The 23,638-nt window shown below is 38.1% G+C and carries 21 protein-coding genes and 1 riboswitch; of the genes, 14 read left to right on the top strand and 7 right to left on the bottom strand.

Annotated elements, in window-relative coordinates; translation table 11 throughout:
• The first annotated feature begins 161 nt into the window (after positions 1 to 161).
• Genes MKX57_RS03990 through MKX57_RS04025 form a run of 8 tightly spaced genes read left to right on the top strand, consistent with a single transcriptional unit; the run spans position 162 to position 12,019 of the window.
• Positions 162 to 2,555: a hypothetical protein gene (locus MKX57_RS03990; protein ID WP_342550809.1), complete on the top strand. Its 2,394-nt coding sequence runs from the start codon at positions 162 to 164 to the stop codon at positions 2,553 to 2,555.
• Positions 2,555 to 3,490 carry an ABC transporter ATP-binding protein gene (locus MKX57_RS03995; protein WP_008174109.1) on the top strand — a complete coding sequence of 312 codons (936 nt, stop codon included), beginning with the start codon at positions 2,555 to 2,557 and terminating at the stop codon, positions 3,488 to 3,490. Before MKX57_RS03990 ends, MKX57_RS03995 begins: the two co-directional genes overlap by 1 nt.
• Positions 3,487 to 4,332, top strand: a complete 846-nt coding sequence (locus tag MKX57_RS04000) for an ABC transporter permease subunit (RefSeq protein ID WP_008174107.1) — start codon at positions 3,487 to 3,489, stop codon at positions 4,330 to 4,332. The genes MKX57_RS03995 and MKX57_RS04000 overlap by 4 nt, the downstream gene beginning before the upstream one ends.
• A 12-nt stretch (positions 4,333 to 4,344) precedes the next feature.
• Positions 4,345 to 5,802, top strand: coding sequence for a hypothetical protein (locus MKX57_RS04005; protein WP_342550810.1), 1,458 nt, complete (start codon positions 4,345 to 4,347; stop codon positions 5,800 to 5,802).
• A gap of 11 nt (positions 5,803 to 5,813) precedes the next feature.
• Positions 5,814 to 6,809, top strand: coding sequence for a MoxR family ATPase (locus MKX57_RS04010; RefSeq protein WP_008174103.1), 996 nt, complete (start codon positions 5,814 to 5,816; stop codon positions 6,807 to 6,809).
• Positions 6,806 to 7,681: a DUF58 domain-containing protein gene (locus MKX57_RS04015; protein ID WP_342550811.1), complete on the top strand. Its 876-nt coding sequence runs from the start codon at positions 6,806 to 6,808 to the stop codon at positions 7,679 to 7,681. Before MKX57_RS04010 ends, MKX57_RS04015 begins: the two co-directional genes overlap by 4 nt.
• A gap of 11 nt (positions 7,682 to 7,692) precedes the next feature.
• Positions 7,693 to 9,438, top strand: coding sequence for a BatA and WFA domain-containing protein (locus MKX57_RS04020; protein WP_342550812.1), 1,746 nt, complete (start codon positions 7,693 to 7,695; stop codon positions 9,436 to 9,438).
• Positions 9,422 to 12,019 carry a VWA domain-containing protein gene (locus MKX57_RS04025; RefSeq protein WP_342532106.1) on the top strand — a complete coding sequence of 866 codons (2,598 nt, stop codon included), beginning with the start codon at positions 9,422 to 9,424 and terminating at the stop codon, positions 12,017 to 12,019. Before MKX57_RS04020 ends, MKX57_RS04025 begins: the two co-directional genes overlap by 17 nt.
• Positions 12,020 to 12,109: 90 nt before the next feature.
• Here MKX57_RS04025 and thiW read toward each other — a convergent pair whose 3' ends face one another.
• The 7 genes from thiW to MKX57_RS04060 form a co-directional block, all read right to left on the bottom strand.
• Positions 12,110 to 12,613, bottom strand: coding sequence for an energy coupling factor transporter S component ThiW (thiW, locus tag MKX57_RS04030; RefSeq protein WP_043989689.1), 504 nt, complete (start codon positions 12,611 to 12,613; stop codon positions 12,110 to 12,112).
• A gap of 94 nt (positions 12,614 to 12,707) precedes the next feature.
• Positions 12,708 to 12,815: riboswitch (TPP riboswitch) on the bottom strand.
• A 51-nt stretch (positions 12,816 to 12,866) separates the two neighbouring features.
• Positions 12,867 to 14,063: a tetracycline resistance MFS efflux pump gene (locus MKX57_RS04035; protein ID WP_043989688.1), complete on the bottom strand. Its 1,197-nt coding sequence runs from the start codon at positions 14,061 to 14,063 to the stop codon at positions 12,867 to 12,869.
• Positions 14,064 to 14,553: 490 nt separating this feature from the next.
• On the bottom strand, positions 14,554 to 15,627 hold the full coding sequence (locus MKX57_RS04040; protein WP_008174091.1) for a spermidine/putrescine ABC transporter substrate-binding protein: 1,074 nt from the start codon (positions 15,625 to 15,627) through the stop codon (positions 14,554 to 14,556).
• Positions 15,624 to 16,421, bottom strand: a complete 798-nt coding sequence (locus MKX57_RS04045) for an ABC transporter permease (RefSeq protein WP_008174089.1) — start codon at positions 16,419 to 16,421, stop codon at positions 15,624 to 15,626. Before MKX57_RS04045 ends, MKX57_RS04040 begins: the two co-directional genes overlap by 4 nt.
• Positions 16,418 to 17,227 carry an ABC transporter permease gene (locus MKX57_RS04050; protein WP_089985219.1) on the bottom strand — a complete coding sequence of 270 codons (810 nt, stop codon included), beginning with the start codon at positions 17,225 to 17,227 and terminating at the stop codon, positions 16,418 to 16,420. The genes MKX57_RS04045 and MKX57_RS04050 overlap by 4 nt, the downstream gene beginning before the upstream one ends.
• A complete protein-coding gene (locus tag MKX57_RS04055; RefSeq protein ID WP_043989687.1) occupies positions 17,217 to 18,323 on the bottom strand; it encodes an ABC transporter ATP-binding protein in 1,107 nt (368 codons plus the stop codon). The genes MKX57_RS04050 and MKX57_RS04055 overlap by 11 nt, the downstream gene beginning before the upstream one ends.
• A 17-nt stretch (positions 18,324 to 18,340) precedes the next feature.
• Entirely contained in the window at positions 18,341 to 18,883 is a 543-nt protein-coding gene (locus MKX57_RS04060; RefSeq protein ID WP_342550813.1) for an XRE family transcriptional regulator, read from the bottom strand.
• Between the two features lie 411 nt (positions 18,884 to 19,294).
• Here MKX57_RS04060 and MKX57_RS04065 point away from each other — a divergent pair, with 411 nt between their 5' ends.
• From MKX57_RS04065 to MKX57_RS04090, 6 genes are all read left to right on the top strand, one after another.
• Entirely contained in the window at positions 19,295 to 19,837 is a 543-nt protein-coding gene (locus tag MKX57_RS04065) for a peroxiredoxin (RefSeq protein WP_008174083.1), read from the top strand.
• A gap of 181 nt (positions 19,838 to 20,018) precedes the next feature.
• Positions 20,019 to 20,474 carry a TlpA disulfide reductase family protein gene (locus MKX57_RS04070; RefSeq protein WP_025113759.1) on the top strand — a complete coding sequence of 152 codons (456 nt, stop codon included), beginning with the start codon at positions 20,019 to 20,021 and terminating at the stop codon, positions 20,472 to 20,474.
• A gap of 153 nt (positions 20,475 to 20,627) precedes the next feature.
• Positions 20,628 to 21,290, top strand: a complete 663-nt coding sequence (locus MKX57_RS04075; RefSeq protein WP_004224679.1) for a TrkA family potassium uptake protein — start codon at positions 20,628 to 20,630, stop codon at positions 21,288 to 21,290.
• A gap of 6 nt (positions 21,291 to 21,296) precedes the next feature.
• The gene (locus MKX57_RS04080) at positions 21,297 to 21,776 is read left to right on the top strand and encodes a hypothetical protein (protein WP_043989686.1); all 480 of its coding nucleotides are present in this window, start codon (positions 21,297 to 21,299) and stop codon (positions 21,774 to 21,776) included.
• A gap of 131 nt (positions 21,777 to 21,907) precedes the next feature.
• Positions 21,908 to 23,011 (top strand): GNAT family N-acetyltransferase, encoded by a 1,104-nt coding sequence (locus MKX57_RS04085; protein ID WP_107921541.1) that lies wholly within the window; start codon positions 21,908 to 21,910, stop codon positions 23,009 to 23,011.
• Between the two features lie 117 nt (positions 23,012 to 23,128).
• Positions 23,129 to 23,623, top strand: a complete 495-nt coding sequence (locus MKX57_RS04090) for a GNAT family N-acetyltransferase (protein ID WP_107921540.1) — start codon at positions 23,129 to 23,131, stop codon at positions 23,621 to 23,623.
• Positions 23,624 to 23,638 lie beyond the last annotated feature (15 nt).

Consider the following 23,638-nt stretch of genomic DNA (forward strand, 5'->3'; position numbering starts at 1 on the left):
AAGACAATTCCAGTCTATTAGGGGATTGTCTTTTTCGTTTGGCTCGGTGATTTCTTAAGAGTTTATGAATATTGATGAAGATATCATAAGAAATGGAACAAAATGCAATTTAAATCGTATAATTATGTAACCATCTACTTACATAAAAAGGGGTTGAGCTTTTGAAAAAGACAAAAATTACGGCACTGACCTTATTAGTTATGCTGATGATGAGCTTTCTGCTGCCTTCCACACAGGCGCAAGCAGCTGCACCATTAGAGGTCAAAGCAACAGCAGGTATATCAGGGAAAGCTAAATATCAATCAGTTGTGCCATTACAAGTGACAGTGAAAAATAACGGTGCAGATTTTTCTGGGGATATGGCAATAAATTCTTCGAATTCTTATGAAGCAGCATCCGCACTTGTCGTTCCAATTGATATTGCAGCAGGAGAAGAGAAGACATTTACCTTCTATCTAGATGGTTTAGCTGACAATGGATATTCGGACGCAGATTTATTTGCCTTTTATGAAGGGAATATTGAAAAGGGAAAAAAGATTGCCTATAAGGGGACCAAGCGCCTACAATCCAATTTTTTAGATCCTACATCAACATTTGTCTATACATTAACAGATAAAAGTGATCGACTATCTGCACTTTTACGTTTATCATCATTTGTTCCTCAAAACAATGTGGAAATATTTAATATTAATCAATTAAAGGATTATACATTCCCAGAAGATGAACAAGGACTTGCCATGGCAAACGTCATCGTCATAGATGAAGTAGCAATAGCCGACTTAGCACAAAAACAACAAGCGGCATTGCTGAAATGGGTACAAGATGGGGGTACATTACTTTTAGGGGCTACTGATCAAGTAGATGCCACAGCAGGGGTTTTTAAAGATTATTTACCAATGTCATTATCACAAGAAATGACATCTATTTCTGCAGAAACATTAACAAAATTATCGGGCGGTGGTATTTTTACGCAGCCAATTTCGATTCATACAGCTACTAATCATGAAGAAAGTTTACCTGTATTAACGGAGAATAATGTAGTCCTAGCCTCGAAGAAAAAAATTGGCAGTGGCGAAATTATTCAAACAGCCTTTTCTTTAGGAGATCAGCCGCTCGCTTCAATGGATGGCTATGCAGCCCTCCTAGCAAAGATAATTGATATTCAAAGTATTTCACAGCAAGGAATGATGAGTCAGGGACAATCCCCACTCGATCAAATTTCTTATGAGCTTCGTAACATAAATGAACTATTCCCGTCCTTTGAAGTTTCAGTAAGCTATATGCTTATCGTCATTATTCTTTATATTATCATCATTGGTCCAGTTCTTTATTTTGTCCTGAAAAAGGTAGATAAGCGAGAGCATGCATGGTGGATTATTCCGGTGTTCTCAATCGTTCTTTCGATTGGTCTTTTCATTGTTGGAGCAAAAGACAGAATTGTTCAGCCACAAGTACAACAATCCGCATTTTATAAGGTCAATGAGGATAGTAGTTTAAATGGGTATTATGTTGAATCAATCTTAACGAATCGTAGCGGGGATTTTATTGTGAATACGGATAAAAACACAACGGCTGTTGCAATGAGAAATTATAATAATTTCACGGGTTCAGTGGGTGATTTACATGAATCTTCTTATATTAAGGAAAATGCCAACGGTTCAACGTTAACATTACGTGATTTAAATTATTGGTCTGTTCAATCATTTGGAGGGAAAACATCTGCTCAAAATATTGGCAAAATGGATGTTGATATAACGTTGAAAAATGAGAAGCTAACTGGAACAATAAAAAATAATTTCCCATTTGAATTAAAAGACGTCACTTTAATCTCTGGCGTGAAAGAAGTTAAACTGGGTGATATTAAAGCAAACGGAACCTTACAAGTAGACAAGGAAATGAAGACAACAGTACTTCAAAAGCCATCTGTTTTTAATAGTTATAATTATAGTTACCCATCTCAGAAGGATGAGGTAGATCCTATGCGTGTTGAACGAATGAAAACATTAGCATTGCCACTTGTAGAGAATGATAGACAGCCAGTACTGACAGCATGGACAGATCAAGCGATTGTAGGAGCTGAACTTGAAACAAGTGCAAATATGTCTCCAATTACAATGCTTGTTCAACCGTTTAAAGGGAAAGTGGAACTATCAGGACCCTTTACAATGAAACGTAATAATTTCACGTACTCATTAAACTCACTATCGGCGAGTGGATACTTCGATAAAATTGATGAGGAATTAAATAACTGGTATCTATCTGATGGTTTATACGAATTAACAATGGCAATGCCCGATCAATTTATGGACGCTGTGGAATCACTTAATGAACTAACTATTTCTAATAAGGATGTTAAGCGTATGCAACTGTCGATATGGAATAATGCGACGAATATGTATGAGCCATTAGTGGATACAAAGCAAGTGTTTACAAATAACATTAAAAATTATATTAATCAAGATAGTGAAGTTCGACTTGAAATAAAATATGGCCAAGATCCAACTGGCGAACAAACGAAATTACCTGAAATAGAGCTGAAGGGAGTGGCAAAATAATGATTGAAATTCGTGACTTAACGAAAAGATATGGCTCCTTTACGGCCCTGGATCATTTAAATTTGTCCTTAGAAGAAGGCATCGTGTTTGGCTTTGTTGGTGCAAATGGAGCAGGGAAATCAACAACATTTTCTATTTTAGCGACATTATTGTCACCGACATCAGGCGATGCGTTGATAAACGGTAAAAGTGTCGTCAAGGAACCGAAAGAAGTACGCAAGCAGATTGGTTATATGCCTGATTTCTTTGGTGTCTATGATCAGCTAAAAGTAGATGAATACTTAGATTTTTATGGAGCTAGCTATGGTATACAACTGGCAGAACGCCAAGTGCTGATTCCACAGCTTTTAGAACTTGTAAATTTAACGAGTAAACGTTATGAATACGTAGATTTATTATCGCGTGGGATGAAGCAACGTTTATGTCTTGCCCGTGCACTTATTCATGATCCTAAAGTATTGATTTTAGATGAACCAGCATCTGGATTAGACCCTCGCGCCCGTGTGGAAATGCGAGATATTTTACGAAATTTAAAGTCTATGGGTAAAACCATTTTAATTTCTTCTCATATTTTGCCGGAGCTAGCTGAAATGTGTGATGAAATTGGCGTCATTGATAATGGCAAATTAATTGCACATGGAAATGTTGCTGCCATTCAGGCACAGCTACAGGGAGAAAAGCGTATTGTAATGAAAGTGACAGATCGTATAAATGAAGTACGCTCATATTTAGAAGAAGATCCCCATATTTCGTCTATTGATGTTCTTGAGCATCGTCTTGAAATAGCCTTTAATTATCGTGGAACAGATGCAGAGCAGGTGGCATTACTGAAAAAGGCCATACTTGCCGATTTACCAATTTATGCGTTAAGTGAGGAAGAAAAAGATTTAGAGGATGTCTTTATGGCGATTACGAAGGGAGCGGACAGTCAATGATGGAAAGATTTTATAATCCAGTATTTGTGAAAGAGTTAAAGTTACGATTCCGTTCTTTTAAAAGCTTCTCAGGATTAATGTTTTACTTAGCAGTACTTTGTATTTTCATTGCAGGCTTTTTATTGCTGACAACTGAATTTACTGGCAAAGGATTTTTTAGACCAGAAACAAGTTTTATGATGTTTGCTGTATTAACGATTTTACAAATGGCATTAGTTCTATTCATTACACCAAGCTTAACAGCAGGAGCTATCAGTAGTGAGCGTGAAAAACAAACCTTAAATATTTTGCTAACAACGACACAAAGCTCTACACAAATTGTCATTGGAAAATTATTATCGTCCGTGTCGTTTCTAGTTTTAATGCTCGTAGCAGGATTACCATTATATAGTTTAGTGTTCCTATTTGGTGGAGTTTCACCTTCTCAGCTTATTTCTATATTTTTATTTTACTTAGTTACTGTTGTAGCAATAGGTAGTATTGGCGTCATGTTTTCAACGATTACTAAAAAAACAATAGTTGCCATGATAGCCACATATGGATCTATTATCTTTTTAGGAGGGATTACTGCATTCTTCTTCTTTTTAACAATGGCTTTCCATCAAATGGGTAATGCCGTTGGTGCAAGTACCTCCTTTATGACTTATTTTTGGGCTTCAATTAATCCAGGTGCCTTAATGCTGACGCTGATTTCACCGGAGATGGGCAATGCGTTAGCTGAGCTTTCAGGAGTGGAACTACCTGTGTGGATTACTTATTTAATTGCGTATGTATTGATTATTGTACTTTGTTTAACGATTGCGATAAAAAAATTACGTGCCAACATGAAAAGTAACCGATGAGGAGGAATTATTATGGAGCGTCGTAAGCAATTACGAAAATACATTCAGCGTGCAAAGTCGAGTTTAACATTTGAAAAAAGCATCCCTATTGCACAATACGGTCTGTTTTTGGCATTGCTTTCGTGTGCTTCTCTTGTTCTTATTTCAAGATTATTTGTCTGGCCCTATTATCGCCAAATTGCGTTGGCTGTCTTTGTTACGCTTCTGATTGCAACGATAGTTTACATCTGGTGGAGACGTGTTAAAGAGAAAGAAGCTTTGCATACATTGGATCATTATTTTTCACATAATGAGTTGGTGACTGCTTTATCATTGAAAGACGATCAGGACCCACTTGTTCAAGCATTATTATTAAAGGCAATACAGAATGTTGAACAGGCTTTCATACGCTTTAAGGCTCGGAAGAAAAATTTGTTTCGACCAAAGGCGTTTATTGGATTATTTGGCACAGCAGTCGTCCTAGCAATCCTTTATATGTTCCCAGCAGCGACTCAAATTGAAGCGATAGAAGTTGAAAAAGAGCAAGCTGTAATCGACGATATGAAGAAGGAAGTTGCGGAGCTGGAGAATAAAGCACAGACAAAAGAAGTAAAAGAGCAATTGCAAGAGCTTCAAAACACGCTTAAGGAAGCAGAAACAGCTGAAGAGGCACTGCGCGAAGTGGTGAAGAAGCAAAAGGAGCTTGCTCTTAAGGAGCAGCAATTAAAGGATAAGCAAACGGCAAGTCAAGACGGTGCTACCGACGAACAAGGCTTATCGAAAGCAGAAGTTGAACAATTGAAAGAACTTGCTCAAATGCAGCAAAACCTCACACAAAATGCAAATGCCACACAAACAGCTATGAGTAAACTTGGTAAACCAGCAAGTAATTCCTTACAAAATGCGATTGCTAGTGCTAATAATGCTGGCACTAACAATCAAAATAATAACCAACAACAAGGTAGTCAGCAGTCATCCGGGAATTCCCAGCCAAGCAATCAGCAAGGGCAGGCAAGCCAGTCTGGTCAAAATAATGCTCAAAGTGGTTCCCAACAACAGAATGGTAATAATCAAGGACAAGGACAGGGCCAAGGACAGGGCCAAGGACAGGGCCAAGGACAGGGCCAAGGACAGGGCCAAGGACAGGGCCAAGGACAGGGCCAAGGTCAGGGCCAAGGACAAGGACAAGGACAGGGTCAAGGTCAGGGACAAGGCGCAGGCAGAGGTCAAGGTGGTCGTGATTTATTGACGACACCGAATCGTCTAGGTGGGTCAAACGAGACATCCGTAGATGGGGGAGCATTGGGAGATGGTTCCCATGTTTCTGAGCAACAGGGGAATGGTCCGATAACAAAGGGTACCATTCGACCGTATGAAGAAGTAATTGGCTCCTATAAAGACAGCTATTTAGAAAGCTCAGAGCGTTTACAATTACCGAAGGATTTACAAAATGTCGTGCAATCTTATTTCACGTCAATTGAGTCGCAGTAGGAGGAAATGAAATGGCATTTACAGAGCAACAGTATGTAGAAATGAGTACAAAATTACAACAAGTAAAAGATGAAATCCATCGCTTTATTGTAGGACAAGAAGATGCAATTGATTATACTTTGTACGCTGTACTAGCAGATGGTCATGCATTATTAGAAGGTTTACCAGGCTTAGGGAAGACAATGTTAATCCGTACAATTTCTGAAGTACTTGACTTGTCGTTTTCACGAATACAATTTACACCAGATCTTATGCCGGCTGATATAACTGGAACAAGTATGATTGAACGTACCCCAGATGGGAAGCAACAATTTACGTTTCAGCCAGGTCCGATTTTTAGTCAGATGGTGTTAGCGGATGAGATAAATCGTGCTACACCGAAGACTCAAAGTGCTTTGTTAGAAGCAATGGGAGAAAAAACGGTAACGATTTTGGGAGATACAAAAAAAATGGCGAGACCCTTTTTCGTGTTAGCGACGCAAAATCCTATTGAAATGGAAGGGACATATCCGTTACCAGAAGCACAGATGGACCGATTCCTTTGTAAAATTCTTGTTCCCTATCCAGAAAAAAATGAACTAATGGAAATTATGAAACGTACGACAGGTGCTCAGGAAATTGGCTTACAAAAATTGATGAACACTGAGGCTCTAATAGAAGCACAGCAAATGGTGAAAGAAGTGCTGGTTGCTGATGAAATGCTGGAATTTGCCACTGATTTAGTGGTGGCAACGCACCCAGAAAGAGCTGATGCTCTGGACGAGGTCAAGCAATATGCCATGTATGGAAGTGGACCTCGTGGTTTGCAAAGTTTAATAAAATTAGCTAAAGCTAGAGCGCTGATGAATGGGCGGTTCCATGTTTCGGTAGCGGATATTAAATCTGTAGCTAAGCCTGTATTACGTCATCGAATGCTGTTGAACTATGAAGGGGAGGCTTCAGGAAAGACAGCAGATGATGTCATTGATGTTATTTTAGAAAAAATTCAGCAAGGTGTTAGCAAGTGACAGCCAACTACTTATTGCCCGAAGACTGGTTAGCAAAAATTAGTCGTTTTCAAATAGCGACTGCCTCCAAACTACGCGGGCAGCATAAAGGCTCGCATCGTTCACAGCGCTTTGGGGCTTCCCTCGATTTTTCGGATTTTCGAGAATATCATTTAGGTGATGATGTACGACAAGTGGATTGGAACGTCTTTGCCCGAACGGATAAATACTTTATTAAAAGATTTTTAGATGAACAAGAAATGCGCGTACACATTTTACTCGATACCACAAAATCAATGGGGACAGAAGCCAAGTGGATTTTTGCTCGTCAAATAGTGGCATCCCTTGGTTTTATGGTACTTGGTCGAGACGATCGTTTGTCTTTTTCATTTTTACAGGATGATGCGAAGCCACCGTTTCGTCGGAAGGGTGCTATGTATCGCCGAACATTTTTACAAATAGTGACAGATATAGAGGAAGCGAGTTATTCGAATCCTTTTGCACAGGGTGCCTTAAAGGCTTTACCAAAAGACAGTACAGTGTTATTTATTGTGACAGATGGATTAGAGTCCATCGAGGAATGGGAGCAACTTTTAAAAAGGCTACCACGCTATACTGGTGATGTAAGGATTTTACAAATTGTGACGCAAGAAGAATTATCACCAAACTATTCGGGTGATGTTCGCCTTCTGGATCGTGAAACAGGTAATGAAGTCAATGTGACAATGTCCACAAAAGTTTTAGAAACCTATCACGCAAGACGTTTATTACATGAAGAAGAATTTGAAGCCATTTGTCGGCGTTTCGGCATTCGGAAATTACAATTGAAGGTGGAAGATGGTTTGCAACAGGCAATCTTTCAGCAATTATTAAAAGCACATTGGATTAGGTGAGGTGAGCCGTATTGGGCTTTAGTCAAATCATATTTAGCTGGACGGCCATCATCCCGGTCATTGTCCTACTCTATTATTTCTTTCGAAAAAAATATACAGATCAGACGGTTTCTTCAACACTTTTCTGGTCCGAGATTATGCAGGAAACACGGGTATCTCCGTATTTAAAGCATTTGCAAAAGAATGCCCTACTTTATTTACAGTTACTAGCATTGCTACTCCTTGTGTTGGCACTCATGAATCCCTATGTGAAAAAATCAACGATTGTTGGTGAGCAAACTATATTTATTGTTGATACTTCTGCAACAATGTTAGCTGGTAAGGGGCAATCTACCTTTGACACACATAAACAGGAAATGCTGACGCTTATAGATGAATTAAATGGGAGACCAGTCACGTTAATTACGACTGGTTCAGCACCAAAAGCGATTTTGCAGCAAGAGACAAATGTTAAAGATATCGAAAAAGGTATTAAAGACTTACAAGTAACCTATGAAACGGCAGAAATGGATAAGGCGCTAGATGTGGCACAAGCATTTGTTGGAGATACACCGACTTCAATTTATGTATTTACAGATGCACTCGATAAAAAACAACTACCTATGAACAAGGACTCTGTTAAATGGCTAGTAAGAGGTGCTGCGAAGGACTTAACAAATATTGCTATTACTCGATTTGCTGCAACAACAGATGGACAGGCTACAATGGCGCTTGTGCAGCTTCATAATGATACAGACATCGAGCAAAAGGTCACACTAGCATTACTAAATGAAGAGGGTAAAGAGTTAGTAGCTGAGAATATCGCTGTTCCTCCAATGGAAGCGATAACAAAAACCTTTAAGGAGTTACCTTTAGAAAAATCAATGACAGCAATCATTGATGTGCAAGATGATTATGCAGTAGATAATCAACAAACCGTTTTACTACAAACAGCTACTTCAAAAATTGTGGTTGATCAGGGCATGCATCAATTGATTCAAAAAGGGTTTCAATCCGTAAGTACGGGTGTGAAAATCGTTCCGCCTTTACAAGTAGTAGACAATCAGGATGCCACGGTGATCACTAATCAAGCTGAATTGCTGGAAAAGATGGACAAACCTCTTGTGTTATTTGGCCGTGATGATGCCGAAAAGGTAGAGGTAAGTGGCATAGTAAGTACTAAAAGTGATGCTTTATTTGCTTTTAGCGAGCTCAAGGATGTTTATGTTAGCGCCTTGTATCCTGGATTTGTAAATTATGAAACTATCGCTACTGTTGGAGAACAGCCGTTTATACAGCGCTCTCCTAAAGGGGATATCGTCGTCTTAGCAGATATTGCAGATACGGATTGGCCACTACACCCATCATTCCCGTTATTCTTATGGAGTACTGAACAGCAGTTATCAGAATCCATTGGTTCACTCGGTATTTTCACACCAAATGAACAAAGAGTAGTAGCTTTAGCGCATGAAGACTGGAGTGTATATTCACAAGAAGATGAATTTCTATCATTGGTTACGGATGGTATGCTAACTGCGCCAACAAAACCTGGCATCTATTTTGTGCGTTCTAATAATGAAGAAAAACATTTTATTGTACAATTGCAGGCGCAAGAACGTGTTATTGAACAAGGAACAAGCTATACATTAGGGGATATTTCTGATAACGGAAAGGCTGAGATTTCGAAGGCTTCTTTTGTCCCTTGGCTAATTCTTATTATTTTAGTTTTACTTGTTTCAGAGTGGGAGGTGCAACGACGTCGTGGATTTACGAATTGATATGCCATTAATATTGTTGCTATTACTTCCATTACTCATCTATTTTGGTTGGACCTATTGGCGAGAACGACAGCGACTAAAAAAGAGTCATGCTATCGTACTTATGATTCGCATGCTAGCGGTAGGCTGTTTAGTTTTCGCATTGGCAGGGCCGTATCTTTTATTACCTATAAAAGAAGAACAAATCGTGTATCTAATTGACCGCTCAGCTTCCATGAATGGGACTGAAGATGAGATGGTACAGTTTATACAGGATAGTTTACAATCGAAAAAAGACGAACAGCTTGCAGGGCTGTATTCATTCTCATCAACATTACAAACAGAAGCCATTATGACTAAAACATTAAAGGAAGTACCAAAGTTTACGGAAATAAAGGCTACTGATCAAACGAATATAGAACAAAGCCTGCAACTTGCCACAGGTATTATAGATCCGAAAAAAGCAACACGCTTTGTGCTCTTAACGGACGGCAATGAGACAAAGGGCAATGCTTTAGATTTCGCCACGAAGTTTAAAGGCTCCAATATTAGTGTGGATGTTGTGCCCTTTAGTCAGCCTGTTGTGAATGATGTTTCATTAATAAGCTTTGTGTCCCCACAAGTTGCCTATGTGGGTGAGCAACAACAACTGGTAACAGAAGTGCATGCAACAACAGCTGGACAAGGCGAGCTATTATTATATGAAAATGATGAACTGATTCATCGTGAGGCAGTCGAGCTAGCCGAAGGAACGAATATGTTTACCTATAAACATGCAGCGACTGGTGAAGGGCTGGTGAAATATGAAGCCGTTGTTCAAGTAGGACAAGACGCAATATTTGAAAACAATAAATTAACAAGTGTCACAATGGTACAAAGCGAACCACATTTACTCATTGTGAATGGCTATGAAACAGCTTCACCAATAGCGGCGGCACTTGGTCAGCAATCAATAGCCTATGATATAAAATCACCTGAAAGCTTACCAAATGAACTCTCTAGTTATTTGCAATATAATGCCATTATTTTCGATAATGTACCAGGACATTTAGTCGGTGAGGCGAAAATGAGTGTGATAGAGCAAGCAGTCAAAAACTTTGGTGTTGGTTTTGCAATGGTTGGTGGAGAAAATAGCTTTGGTTTAGGTGGTTATTTTAAAACGCCAATTGAAACATTATTACCTGTTGAAATGGAAATTAAGGGGAAAGAACAATTACCTTCATTAGGACTTGTCATTGTACTAGATCGCTCTGGTAGTATGTCAGGATCCAAGCTAGAGCTTGCAAAGGAAGCAGCAGCACGTTCAGTTGAAATGCTACGTGATGAAGATACATTAGGATTTATAGCATTTGATGATCGACCATGGGAAATTATAGAGACTGGTCCTCTGAACAATAAAGAAGAGGCAGTGGATACCATTTTATCTGTTACACCAGGAGGCGGGACAGAAATCTATGGTTCACTTGCAAAAGCATATGAAAACCTAGCAGATATAAAACTGCAACGTAAGCATATTATTCTTTTAACGGATGGACAATCACAGCCAGGAAATTATGAAGATTTAATTGAACAAGGAAAAGATACTGGAATAACTTTATCAACAGTGGCTATTGGTCAAGATGCGGATGCTAACTTATTGGAAGCTCTGAGTGAGATGGGAAGCGGACGTTTCTACAATGTTATCGATGAGCAAACTATTCCTTCCATTTTATCTCGTGAAACAGCTATGATTTCCCGTACGTACATTGAGGATAACCCATTTTATCCAATACTCTATCATGCAGGGGGATGGAATACGCTATTTGCCAATGGCGTTCCACAAATGAATGCTTATATCGGAACAACCGCAAAGCAGGGTGCTACCGTCGTGGCTGAAAGCGAAAAAGAAGATCCGGTGTTAGCACAATGGCAATACGGTCTTGGCAAAACATTCGCATTCACTTCTGATTCAACAGGAAAGTGGTCGGGCGACTGGGCAAGATGGCAAAACTGGGGCACATTTTGGCAAACGCTTATTTCACAAATGCTCCCAAGTTATAATGATGTTGCCTATGATGTAAGAATAGAATCAGATGGGTCCTTTATGATTACAGATCCTACAAATGAAGCAGCCTTTTTAGATATTGTTGCGGTTAATGAAGCTGGTGAAGAGTTAGACACACAGCTTGAAACTATATCAGCCTCTCAGGTGCGTGCTGTAGTACAAGCTGACCCGGGATTAATCTTCTTCCGTATCGCTGATGAAAAGGAAACGATTTATCAGGCTGGATTAAGTGTTCCCTATAGTGCTGAGTATGAACTTCTTCCTGCTAATGATAAATTAATAGAAGAATTAACCGAACAAACTGGTGGTGCTATTTTAAAAGAACCACAAGAAGTGTTCCGTGACTTTACAAAGCAAGGGGCGGATCGTCAAAACATTGCGACATGGCTTCTCCTTGCAGGTATGCTCTTATTCTTTATTGATATTACAATAAGACGCTTTGGCTGGAATTTCCTAACGAAGCCGAAGAAAAAGGAGCAAATTGTAGAGAATCACCCCGTACAGGCAGAAAACACGAACGTGGCACAATTATTAAAGGGTATGAAAAAACGCCAATAATTTAGTTAGATGAAAGCAGTGCGAATTATTTCGCACTGCTTTTTGTATATGCATGGAGACAAATCCTCTAAGTTATATCAACAACGTTATTTAATAAAAAGAGCGGGAATTAAAATATTTTACTAGCACGGTTTTACGCAAACTGCTAGCTACTACAATACCTAAGATTGCTCCAATTGAACTTGATATTAAAAAGGCAGGCATGAAAAATAAGGCCGCTACGGATGTCCCCATAAGTAACTTTGCATAGGGCACTGCTACAAGCGATGCGAGAAGACCAGTGCCGATCACTTCACCCATACCAGCTAGCCACATTTTACTGCTATATTTATAGGCAAGACCTGCGCATAATGCTCCAATAATACTACCAGGAATGGCTAACAGTGAGCCTGTTCCTGTAAGGATACGAATGATAGCCGTAACAAAGGCAACTACAACTGTAGGTACGGGTCCAAGTATAATGGCTCCTATTACGTTAATAGCGTGCTGCACAGGGTAGGCACGAGCAATCCCAGTTGGAATGGAGATGAACGTAGAGCCTGCAACGGCAATCGCTACTAATAAAGCCATAATTGTTAATTTTCGAATAGACATGATAGGTGCGCTCCTTTTCGTTTTAGCCACTAGGAAAATGAAAAAAGCCGCTTCCTTCAAACGACAGGAAGCGGCCTTGCTTATACACTGAAAATAGCAAGAAGCGCCACTTCCCTCCGCTAGCATGAACTAGATCAGGTTCGAAGGGTCCGTATATAACCATATACGTCTCAGCCTTTAAAAGACTCCCCTAGTGGTAAGTATTTTTTAGAAGTGTAACATACTTCAATCAATAGTCAATAAGCTTTGATGATTAGTGTGAATCTGGATGCATAAGCTGTGGTGCCTTTTTCAATGTCCAAATCAGGGCAAGGAAGAAGCAGGCTAATAAGATAATGGCACCAAAAATATAAGGACTATTCATATTCCAGTCAAATAAGAAACCAGCTAAAGCGGGTCCAATCATATTTCCAAGACTCATATAGGCATTGTTCAAGCCGGCTGCAAACCCTTGCTCTGTTTCAGCAAGTTTTGAGATGAGTGTATTAACAGCTGGACGAATTAATGTTGTTGCCGTAGAGAAGATGGTTGCTACAACTAATATTAGTGCAAAACCTGAAACAAATAATATTAAGAAAATAGCAATGGAGGCAATAAATAAATTGACCAAAACTACTTTCATTTCACCAAAGCGTTTAAAGAGTGGCGTTATGATAAACATCTGTACAATTACCCCAAATGCTCCACCAACCACTAGAATGGTAGCAATATCGCCAGGTGAGTAATTAAATTTTTCTGTCACAAATAGTGATAAGGTTGTTTGGAAGTTAGCAATCCCAAATGAGAATACCATCATAATAATTAACATAACAAAATAAGGCATATGTACAGAGCGAGCCATCTGTTTCACCAGATTATCTTGCTTTTGTCTATTTTGCGCAGTATTTGGCTTTGTAGATGGTAATAAAAAGTACGATAAAATAGACGCTAAAATGGCGGCAGCTCCCGCCATGAAAAATGGAAAATGTAAGCTAACCTTTGCGAGGAAACCACCAATTCCAGGGCCAATCATAAAGCCGAACGACATTGCAGCTCCTAACATACTCATTCCTTTTCCGCGTTCTTCATAAGTTGTCACGTCTGCTACAAAAGCCATAATAGGAGGTGCAACAAATGCAGAGCCAAGGCCACCTAAAAAGCGTGCCAAAAAGAGCATCCAAACATCTGTAGAAAGGCCAAAACCGATTTGTGCAAGTCCTGTTAGTATAAGACCGAAAATAATTAAATTTTTCCGCCCATACAGGTCAGAAAGATTCCCAGCAATTGGAGAAAATACAAATTGTGCCAAGGCGAACGTTGCAATAAGCATGCCTAGAACTTGTCCTGCTGCTCCAAATATTCTTAAATATTCCGGCATTACAGGAATAATAATTCCAATACTCCCCATTGCGATAAACATATTAAACATTAATATATACAAAGCCGCCTTATTGGACTTCTGCTGGGTCATCGAAAAACCCCCTTTATGTAATCAAATATAGTACAGTCTATCATAAAGAATTATGGCTGGCTAATAGTTGAGATTGCTGTAACTGATCCAATCGTTAGAATGGTTTTCCAGAAAAGTTTTTTTCTCAGAAAACTTCACAATGTAATAGTATCTAATTGATTAATAAACATGAATAGTTAGGAGAGCGTATGAACTTTTTGCTAGAAGTAATTTTGTTGAAATGAAATAGCGTGATAAAAGTGAATAATATTGTTTAAGATGAAGCTATGATGGGCATATGTATTGGCACGTAGTATCTATGGTCTTTTCTTTGATCTAGAGGTGAAAATGATTGTTAGCTTAAACATAGACCAAAGGGATTATAGGAGAGGGGGCTGCGAAGATGAACTACTACAGGCTACTAGTAGAATTGCTTTCTAAATATAGTAATACAACTGAATGCTTACATAAAAAGGGCGAATTGGTTTCTAGACCAATTCGCTCTTATAAATTATCGAATACTCATTTTAAATTCTAAAAACAGCTCATTATATTTACCTAAGTAATCTGGGCCTAAGTTTTTATAGACCTCTAATGTATCACGTTGCTCTTCAGAAGGGTAATAGCGTTCATCAGCAACTACTTCAGGGTCCATTAAGTCCATCGCAGCGATATTAGGCGTCGAATAGCCAACATAATCGGCATTTTGAGCACCAGATTCAGCACTTAGCATAAAATTGATAAAGGCATGTGCACCATCAATATTTTTTGAGGTTTTTGGTATAACCATATTATCGAACCATAAATTGGAGCCCTCTTCAGGAACAGCAAAGTCCAACTCTTCATTTTCAGACATCATGTCCGCTGCCTGACCAGACCAAGTGAGGGCCACTGATGCTTCATTATTGATCATTAATGGTGTAATTTCATCCCCAATGATCGCTTTTACGTTTGGCGCAAGTGTAATCAGCTTGTCAGTTGCTTCACGCAATTCATCGTTATCCAATGAATTCAAGGAGTGTCCAAGACTATTTAAACCCATCCCAATCACTTCGCGGGCACCGTCTACTAAAAATACTTTTCTTTTTAATGAAGGATCCCATAAATCGTCCCAGGAGGAGAAATCTAAGTTCCCAACTAGCTTTGGATTATATACAATTCCTACTGTTCCCCAGAAGTAAGGAACTGAAAATTGATTGTTATCATCGAATGGTAAATCTAAAAAGTACGGATCGATATTTTTAAAATTCGGGATTTTTGCTTTGTCTAAAGGAATCAATAAATTATCTTCCTTCATTTTTTCAATCATATACTCAGAAGGGACAGCAATATCATACGCTGTACCACCTTGCTGTATTTTAGTCATCATAGCTTCATTGGAATCAAATGTTTCATAAATGACATGAATACCTGTTTCTTTTTCAAACTCTTTCAATAGATCAGGATCAATATACTCTCCCCAGTTAAAGATGGTTAAAGTGTCTTTTCCACTTTTTCCTCCACCCGCACTTAAGGCGTCAGCAGCATAAAATAAAAGGGCAGAAACAACAAGTATAGCGATGGTCGCTTGAATTAATGACTTCATTGTTGTCCCTCCGTTCTTTTGCTTGTGCGACTTGTAATGAAGTAATAGCCAACCACAACGATAACTGTTACAAAGAATACTAAACCGGAAATAGCGTTAACTGTTAGAGATATTCCCGCGCGAGCCATCGAGTAGATTTCTACCGATAATGTACTGAAGCCATTGCCGGTTACGAAAAATGTCACTGCAAAATCATCTAATGAATACGTTAGAGCTAGGAAGAAACCTGCAAAAATACCTGGCTGAATATAAGGTAAAATGACACGCATCATAATATCCTTTTTGGTTGCTCCTAAATCTAATGCTGCATCAATTAGTGATTTATTCATTTCTAACAATTTAGGTAAAACCATTAACACTACAATGGGTACACTAAACGCTACGTGTGCTAATAATACTGAAGCAAAGCCTAATTTAATGCCCACCATTGTAAATAAGATTAAAAAGCTTGCACCAATGATGACATCTGGACTGACAATTAAAACATTGTTTAAGGACAATAATGTATTACGCATTTTTGAATCCTTGACTGTTACAATACCGATTGCTCCTAACGTTCCAATAATAGTAGAAATTAGAGCTGAAAGTAATGCTACGATAACGGTATTAATTAAAATAACAAGTAGCCTTGAATCTTCAAAAACAGCCTGATAATGCTCTAAAGTAAAGGACTCAAAGTTATTCATGGAGCCACCACTATTGAACGAGTAAAAGATTAAATAGAGAATGGGTGCATACAGAACGATAAAAACAATCGTTAAATAGACTTTGGCTGATGCAGAAAGTTTGTTCATCGTACGCGACCTCCTTTATCTTTTTGTCCCGTAATAAGCATAATGATTACCATAAATAAAATTAAGAACACGGCAATAGTTGAACCCATTCCCCAATTTTGTGTCACAAGGAATTGCTGCTCAATCGCTGTACCAAGGGTGATAACACGATTTCCTGCAATTAAGCGAGTAATCATGAAAAGTGATAGAGCAGGGATAAAGACAACCTGAATACCTGATTTAACGCCATCCATTGTCAATGGCAAAACAACGCGACGGAATGTTGTAAAAGCAGATGCGCCTAAATCACGAGACGCATAAATAAGTGTTGGATTTAAACGATCTAAAGAGTTAAAGATCGGTAAAATCATAAACGGAATAAAAATATACACGGATACAAAAACAAAGCTAATATCTGTAAAGAGCATTTGCTTTGGATCAAAGCCAAACACTTCGATAAATGCATTGATCGGCCCGTATAAACCAAAGATACCGATAAAGGCATATGTTTTTAACAATAAATTAATCCATGAAGGAATAATAATAAGCAATAACCAAAGCTGCTTGTGTTTCGTTTTTGTTAAAAAGTAAGCAGTTGGATATGAAATTAATAATGTAAAGAATGTAATTAAAAATGCATACCAGAACGAGCTTAATGTCATTTTTAAGTAAACAGAAGTGAAGAACGCTTTATAATTATCGAGCGTGAAATTGCCATGTAAATCGAGTAGGGAATAATAAACAACGAGTGCAATCGGCGCGATAACAAAAAGGGCAATCCATAAAACATATGGAAATAACGCTGATTTTGCTGTCTTAGCTTGCATCTTCGTCGTCTCCGTACGATTCTAATCGTTTATCGAACTCTTCCTCTGTTTCATTTAAGCGCATTACATGAATCGCCTCTGGATCAAAGTCTAAGCCAATTTCTGTCCCTACTTCAGCTTTTTTCAACGAATGGACTAGCCATTCATTGCCATCTTTATCATACGTAGATAGCTCATAATGGACGCCACGGAATAATTGTGTATCTACTTTAACAACAAGTTTCCCCTTATCAATAGTCGTCATTTCTAAATCCTCAGGGCGTATAACGATATCAATTTTCTCATTTGGTTTCATACCTTGGTCAACACATTCGAAAATCTTACCCGCAAATTCAACCTTGAAATCTTCTATCATGACACCAGGCACTATATTGGATTCACCGATGAAATCTGCTACGAAGCGATTAATAGGTTCATCATAAATATCTACTGGTGTACCAGATTGTTGAATTTGTCCTTCACTTAAAACAAAAATTTCATCACTCATAGCGAGTGCTTCTTCCTGATCATGCGTAACGAAAACAAAGGTTTTGCCAAGACGTTGCTGTAATTCACGTAATTCGTATTGCATTTCTGTACGTAATTTCAAGTCTAATGCTGAAAGTGGTTCATCCAGTAAAATTACTTCAGGGTCGTTAACGATAGCACGTGCAATCGCTACACGCTGACGCTGACCACCAGACATTTCGGAGATTTCACGATTGCCATAGCCTGCTAAATTGACAAATTTTAAAGCCTCCGCAACACGTTCTTTAATTTCCTTTTCAGGTAACTTCTTAATACGTAGTCCGAATGCGACGTTTTCAAATACATTTAAATGAGGGAACAGCGCATAATCTTGAAAAACAGTATTCACCTGACGTTCATTGGCAGGAACAGAATTTATTTTTTTATCATGGAAAAACACATCCCCTGTTGTAGGCTCTGTGAAACCAGCAATAATTCGTAAAATGGTTGTTTTCCCACAACCAGATGGGCCAAGGAGAGTATAAAATTTGCCCTTTTCAAGCTCCAAGTTAATATTCTTTAAGACAACTGTTCCGTCACTATAAGACTTGGATACATTTTCAAAACGGATAATGGAATTCATTGTCATTGATGCGCCTCCTTAAGCTATAAATATGAATCCGTTGCAACGAGTAAAATTTTCGTTTCAGCAGCATGTGCATTAAAAATTTGATGATGGTCTGTCGCGTCAAAATAAAGAGCATTGCCTTCACTAGCGATATATTGTTCATTCCCTAAAACGAGACGAATACGCCCTTTCACTACATAAATAAATGTTTCCGAGAGTGATGGCTCAAATTGCTTGAATTTGCCATTGGCTTCAAATGTTAAGAAAATAGGCTCCATTTCTTTTTCGTTGGATGTAGGGATGAGCCATTGAATTTCGTATTTTTTTTCTTCATCCGTAAAGATGGACTGATCTTCTTCTGTATAAACAACCTTTTGTTCAGGTGTTCCATCATCAAAAAATTCCTTAGGTGTCGACCCTAACACTTCTAATATAGAAAAAAGTGTTTCAATAGAAGGTGAATTCAAATCACGTTCTAATTGGGAAATATAGCCCTTACTTAAATCTGTACGTTCTCCAAGTTCCTCTTGGGTAAGACCTTTTTTTAAACGAAGCGCTTTAATTTTTGCTCCTATTTGCATCTTTTCCCTCCTAGAAGAAGTTTAGCAATGATAAACTTTTGAAATATGAAGTTTACTTTAACGAAACTTTTAGTTTACTAAAACCATTACAATTATACATAATAAATAAAAATTTGCAATCGTTTTTTATGAAAAAAATCGCTGTAAAATGTTAAAAAAGGAGTCATAAATGTAGTGGAGAAAAAAATTGTATAAAGGAGAATATAGTTGTCAAAAATAGCTAATAAATAGGATGTAGCAGAAATCCCAATTTTGGATTTGACGATTTTTTGTCGACTCACTACAATCGGGTAATGGGGCGGAGCTTACTTGTTTGAAAAACTACGTTTACTCTGCTATCGTAGAAGACGAGTTCGCTTGTGCGAATGGAATAGAATATATAAACTACATATTTATTCGGAGGGATTTATTATGGCAGAACGCATGGTAGGTAAACAAGCACCTGACTTTACAATGGAAGCAGTACTTTCAGACAAATCATTTGGTAAAGTATCATTAGAAGATATTAAAGCACAAGATAAATGGACAGTACTTTTCTTCTATCCAATGGACTTCACATTTGTATGTCCAACAGAAATCACTGCAATGAGCGATCGTTATGACGAGTTCGAAGACTTAGATGCTGAAGTAATCGGTGTTTCTACTGATACAATCCACACTCACTTAGCGTGGATTAATACAGACCGCACTCAAAATGGTCTTGGTGAATTAAAATATCCATTAGCTGCGGATACAAACCACCAAGTTTCTAAAGATTACGGTGTGTTAATTGAAGAAGAAGGTATCGCGCTACGTGGCTTATTCATCATTAATCCAGAAGGTGAATTAAAATACCAAACAGTATTCGATAATAACATCGGCCGTGATGTTGATGAAACGTTACGTGTACTTCAAGCATTACAAACTGGCGGTCTTTGCCCAGCAAACTGGCGTCCAGGTCAAGCAACTCTATAATAAAATAGAGTTGCGTCATGATGTAACAAATAAAGAGTCCCCACGACATGCTTGTGGGGACTTTTAAGTGAAGTGGCGAGTGCTAATTTACTTTATCTTAGATGGCAATATTTTTTGGGAGGAGTTTTACCCAACATTTAATGTATCTAAAGAACAACGATTTAATAGAGGAGGATTTTTCATGAAACTTCGTGAACAAATGCCAGAGCTAGTTGGCGCAACAACTTGGTTAAATGGTGAAGTAACAAAAGCAGAACTAGTAGGCAAAAAACCAACATTAATCCATTTCTGGTCAGTGAGCTGTCATTTATGTAAAGAAGCTATGCCAGATGTTAATAATTTCCGTGATCAATATAAAGATGAGCTAAATGTTGTAGCAGTACATATGCCACGTTCTGAAGCAGATACTGATTTAGAGACGATTAAGGCAGTAGCGGCTGAGCATGACATTGCGCAACCAATCTTTGTGGATAGCGAAATGAAGTTAACAGATGCTTTTGAAAATCAATATGTACCTGCTTATTTTGTGTTCGATAAAGATGGTCAGCTGCGCCATATGCAAGCTGGTGGTAGCGGTATGAAAATGTTAGAAAAACGTGTAAATCGCGTACTAGACGAAATGCGTAACGCTGAATAATCATAGTTAGTGATGACGGGGATTTAGGTCCTCGTCTTTTTTTATGTTTGAAGCGTTGTCCAACAATGACGAACCGCGTCTTGTTTTGACAATACATATCGCAAAGAATACGCTACAATGATGGTATAGTAGTTTTCGGAGGGATTTTTTATGATGAAAAAAGAGTTTGCGGTCATTGGGCTTGGACGTTTTGGGGGGAGTATAGTTCGTGAATTAATGAGTCAGGGTGCTCAAGTGATGGCAATCGACCATTCTTCAGAGCGTGTAGACGAATTTGCTTCTATTGCTACACAAGCCGTCATTGCAGATTCAACAGATGAATCGGTTCTAAATTCATTAGGTATTCGTAATTTTGAACATGTGATTGTAGCAATTGGTGAAGATATTCAAGCAAGTATTTTAACAACCATTATTTTAAAAGAAATTGGTGTTGAGCAAATTACAGTAAAGGCTCAAAATGATTACCATGAGAAGGTATTGCGGAAAATTGGTGCCGACTTTGTAGTCCATCCTGAAAGAGATATGGGTATTCGTATTGCCAATAATATGCTATCGAATACAGTACTAGATTATTTAGAGCTTTCAGATGAACACTCTATTATGGAATTAAAGGCGAATGATGCTATTGCCGGATATTCGATTATGGATTTAGATATTCGAGCTAAATATGGGATTAACATCGTAGGGATTAAGCGTGGTGCTGATATTATCGTATCACCTCAAGCAAGTGATAAGATTTTATTGGGAGATATTATGCTTGTAATTGGTGCTGATGTTGATATAAATCGTTTTGTAAAAAAGGCATTGAATGGGTAATTGGCAATGACAAAACGAAGATGGAGACTAATTATATTTGCGGCTATTTTACTGATCGGAATTTTTGTTATGCAATCTCGTGAAAAAAATGAGCAGGAAGCGATTTCTCTTATTTTAAATGAAGCTACAAAAATTGATTCAATCGAATTATTCCAAGGGGAACAAACGGTATTTCGAGGGTCTGACGGCGAGGCGAAGAACTTTATTGAAAAATACCCTTTAAGTCATGTAAAGAAGCTTTCTAAAAAAGAACGAGCAATTTTTGAAGAAGAGCCCGCCTATCATATTGTTTATAAAATAAAGGACAAACCGCTTTATGAAGTGGACATTTTAAAGGTAGCGATTAGCTCTGAGCTAAGCGAAGAATTGCAACAAATGGTTTTTCCAATCGGTGACGATCAATATATGATTTATTGGGCTCAAGAGAAAAAAGTTTTAGAACAATCAACCAATACTCAACGTTTACTTGAGCAATATCAACATTAATGAAGGTAGTGACACAGCACGTATGGCTGGTCACTATTTTTTAGTTTATAGAAAAGTAATATTTGGAAAAAATGTTTGATTTCAGTATGGCAGTTCGATTAAACTGTGACATAAAGAAGGGGGTAAAATACATGAGGTTTATGTCTAATCGATGTGTGATCGAACGTATACAATCAAAACATTTCATGGATATTCAAGGGCTCTACACAAATGAAAGCGTCAGAGAGTATCTTGGAGGAATTCCACAAAAAAACTATATCGAAGCTTCCTTTAGAGGCATGCTAGAGGCACCATTTCCTAATACATATTTTTATATCTCATTAAAGAAAACAGGGGAATTTATAGGCCTTGTATCCATCGATGAGTATCATGAGCATGAGATGTATGAACTTTCCTATCAATTTTTACCCGAGTATTGGGGGCGGGGGTTAGCATTTGAAGTTCTAACGCAAGTGATTGAGGAAGGTTTGACGTATTTAAATATCTCCTCTATCGTGGCAGAGACACAAACTGCTAATCGTGCATCTTGTCGACTACTCGAAAAGCTAGGGATGAAAAAAGTACAGGTACTTGAAAGATTTGGTCGAGAGCAAGCGGTCTATAAATTAAAAAAAACGAGTGCTGTCACTAGACAAATTGTTGCCATATCAGGCGGAGGATTCTCTCAGCAAATCCCTTCATTTGTTGACCATTATATTTTGAGTCTAATTAAGACAGCTGAACGCATCAAAATTTGTTTTATTCCAACAGCAAGTAATGATGCACAGGGGTATATCGATAAATTTTATTCAGCTTTTACACATTGTGATGCTACTCATATTTTGCAAGAGGACATGAATGACATACAAATTCGAGAAAAAATATTGGCACAGGATATTATTTATGTAGGCGGAGGAAATACCAAGCATCTTTTAGATAAATGGCATGCCTATCAATTCGGGGAGCTATTGAAGGAAGCTTATAAAAGCGGCGTTATTTTAGCTGGCATGAGTGCTGGGGCAATGTGTTGGTTTGACAAATGCTTTAGTGAAAATCAACACAATCATTATGAGGAATACAACGGACTAGGGATATTATCAGGAACTTTTTGTCCACATTATGATGATCCTGAACGAAGCAGGCTATTTAATAGCTGGCAAAAAAATAATGCAACATTGCAGGCATATACGCTGAATGATGCAGAGACGCTTCATTTTAACAATGAAAAACTAGTTGCTAAAATCCAATGCTATTAAAAGGGAAGAAGATTATGGTCAGGTCAAACATGCTAAAGCTTTAAAAGCAGAGATTGGGGGTTTTAGATAATCTTTTCTAATGGATAAAGACAACAAATAGGAAGTGAGGTACTTTACATGCGAATACGAGAAGCAACAAGAAATGATAGTATTCAAATTATAGCAGTTATGACAAATGCGGAGGCATCCAATCTGATGTTATTTGGTCCTGGCGAGCGAAAAATGGAGCCCGAGACATTTGCAAATTATTTAGAAAAGCTTTATCATAGCCGTCATTCAGCATTATTCGTAGCAGAAATAGATGACAAGGTGGTGGCTTATTTAATTGCACAAGGGAATGAAGCAACAAGAATTGCTCATCGTGCTTATCTTGTCATTGGCATCCATAGTCATTATAGGGGCAGAAAAATTGGATCAGCCTTATTTAATCATGTAGAACAATGGGCTAAAGAGAATGGTATCCATCGTCTCGAGTTAACGGTTATGGAAAATAATGAGGCTGGAGTTGCTTTATATAAGAAAATGGGCTTTGAGATAGAGGGAACGAAACGGGATTCCTTGTATGTGGATGGACAATATATCAATGAATATTACATGTCAAAACTTATCTAAGAAATGGAGTAAAAG

The sequence above is a fragment of the Lysinibacillus sp. FSL M8-0216 genome (assembly GCF_038595555.1).
GTDB classification, from domain to species: Bacteria; Bacillota; Bacilli; order Bacillales_A; family Planococcaceae; genus Lysinibacillus; species Lysinibacillus fusiformis.